The organism is Mesorhizobium sp. M7A.F.Ca.AU.002.02.1.1, from assembly GCF_003998535.1.
In the GTDB taxonomy this organism is placed as follows: domain Bacteria; phylum Pseudomonadota; class Alphaproteobacteria; order Rhizobiales; family Rhizobiaceae; genus Mesorhizobium; species Mesorhizobium ciceri.
Genome location: NZ_RZPB01001019.1, coordinates 1 through 1,791, shown reverse-complemented (window position 1 = coordinate 1,791; position 1,791 = coordinate 1). Strand labels below are relative to the sequence as shown.

Genomic DNA, 1,791 nt, shown 5'->3' with positions numbered 1-1,791 from the left:
GGGCGAGTTCGCCTGCACCGTTACGTCCGATCCGTTCTGGCAGGGCGGCATGGGTCTCGCCATCGGCTACAACGCCAAGATCGGCAAGTTCGATCCGACCAAGGAGCCGCCGGAACACCGCGAGTTCTACGGCAAGGCGGTGCTGATCTCGCATGACAATGTCGAGGAATATTACAAGACCAATGTCGATTCCAAGCCGGAGATCGACTGGAACGATCTGTGGGGCCGGGTGACTGGAGCCATCCGCACCTGATCAACCGGAGCGGGCCGCATCTCCCTGGTGGCCCGCTTCCTCCCGCAGCCGTCGCGATCCCCTCGTCGCGACGGCTGTCATCAGCAGACGGGAAGCGGTTTCTTGACAATCCATACAGAACCCCTGAAGTCCGTTTCGGACATCGAGCGGACGACGCTTATGACAGTTCTCCCCGGCCGCATCGCCACCGTGTTCGGTGGCAGGCGCTGGCGCAGCCTGGCGCCGCTGGCGGTGCTGATCGTGCTCTGCGTGCTGATCGCCATCGCCAATCCCAATTTCATCGAGTTGCGCAACCTGGTGCGGCTTGCCAATTCGGCCGCCGTGCCGCTGACGCTGGCCATGGGGCTGACCTTCATCATCCTGATGGGCAGCATCGACCTCTCCGTGGAGGGCACGCTGTCGGTGTCGGCCATGGTGGTGGTGCTGCTCGCCGCCAATGACGCGAACGCCAATGACTATGGCTGGTGGGCGGTGCTCGCCGCAATTGTCGCCGGCACCGCGATGGGGTTCGTCAGCGGCCTCGTCCAGACCATGCTGCGCATCCCCTCCTTCATGGCGACGCTCGGCATGTGGTTCATCGGCCTTGGCCTGTCAGTCTATATGCTGGGCGGCTCGGCGATCCGGCTCAACGACGCCTCGATCCGCGACCTCGCACTGCACCGTTTCCTGGGCTTGCCGGTGGCAGTCTGGGTCGCCTTTGGCGCTTTCCTGCTCGCCGCCGTCATTCAGTACCACACCAAGCTCGGGCGCCACATTCTGGCGATCGGCGGTGATGAGGATGTCGCCAAGCTCTCCGGCGTCAACGTGGTGCGTGTGCGCATCACCGCCTTTGCGTTGGCCGGTTTCTTCTTCGGCATATCGGGCGTGCTTGCCGCTGCCCAGCTTGGCCAGTCGCATGCCGTCATCGGTGACGGCAGGCTGTTCGCAGCGGTCACCGCCGTCGTCGTCGGCGGCACGGCGCTCACCGGCGGCGAAGGCGGCGTCGTCAACACGCTGATCGGCGTGCTGATCGTCACCGTGCTGGCCAATGGCATGATCCTGCTCGGCATCTCGCCCTATATCCAGCAGACCGTGCAGGGCCTGATGATCATCGCCGCGGTGGCGCTGTCGCTCGATCGCGTTCGCCTCAGGATCGTCAAGTGAGCGCCATGCTGAACGCATCCGGCATCATCAAGAACTTTCCCGGCGTCCAGGCGCTGCGCGACGTTTCGATCGAAGTCCGGCCGAACGAGGTGGTAGGCCTGATCGGCGAGAACGGCGCCGGCAAGTCGACGCTGATGCGCGTGCTGGCCGGCAGCTACCGGCCGGATGGCGGCAGCCTGACGCTGGACGGCGAACAGCTGCGCATGCGCAGTCCGCGCGACGCGGCACGGCACGGCATCGGCATGGTGTTCCAGGAACAGTCGCTGGTGCTCAATCTGACCGTCGCCGAAAACATCTATCTCGGCGAGGAGGATCGCTTCACCCGCTTCGGCATCGTCAACTGGCGCGCCATGAACGCGGCGGCGCGCCAGTTGACGATGCCGAAGCGGGTGAAG

General features: G+C 64.8%; 2 protein-coding genes and 1 pseudogene. All 3 read left to right on the top strand.

The window, feature by feature from the left end:
- Positions 1-253: pseudogene (locus tag EN879_RS34505) on the top strand (sugar ABC transporter substrate-binding protein); the annotation flags it as partial.
- 159 nt (positions 254-412) lie between these two features.
- Positions 413-1,396, top strand: coding sequence for an ABC transporter permease (locus EN879_RS34500; RefSeq protein ID WP_063170664.1), 984 nt, complete (start codon positions 413-415; stop codon positions 1,394-1,396).
- A 5-nt stretch (positions 1,397-1,401) separates the two neighbouring features.
- On the top strand, positions 1,402-1,791 hold a 390-nt coding region (locus EN879_RS34495; RefSeq protein WP_164774781.1), incomplete at its 3' end, for an ATP-binding cassette domain-containing protein.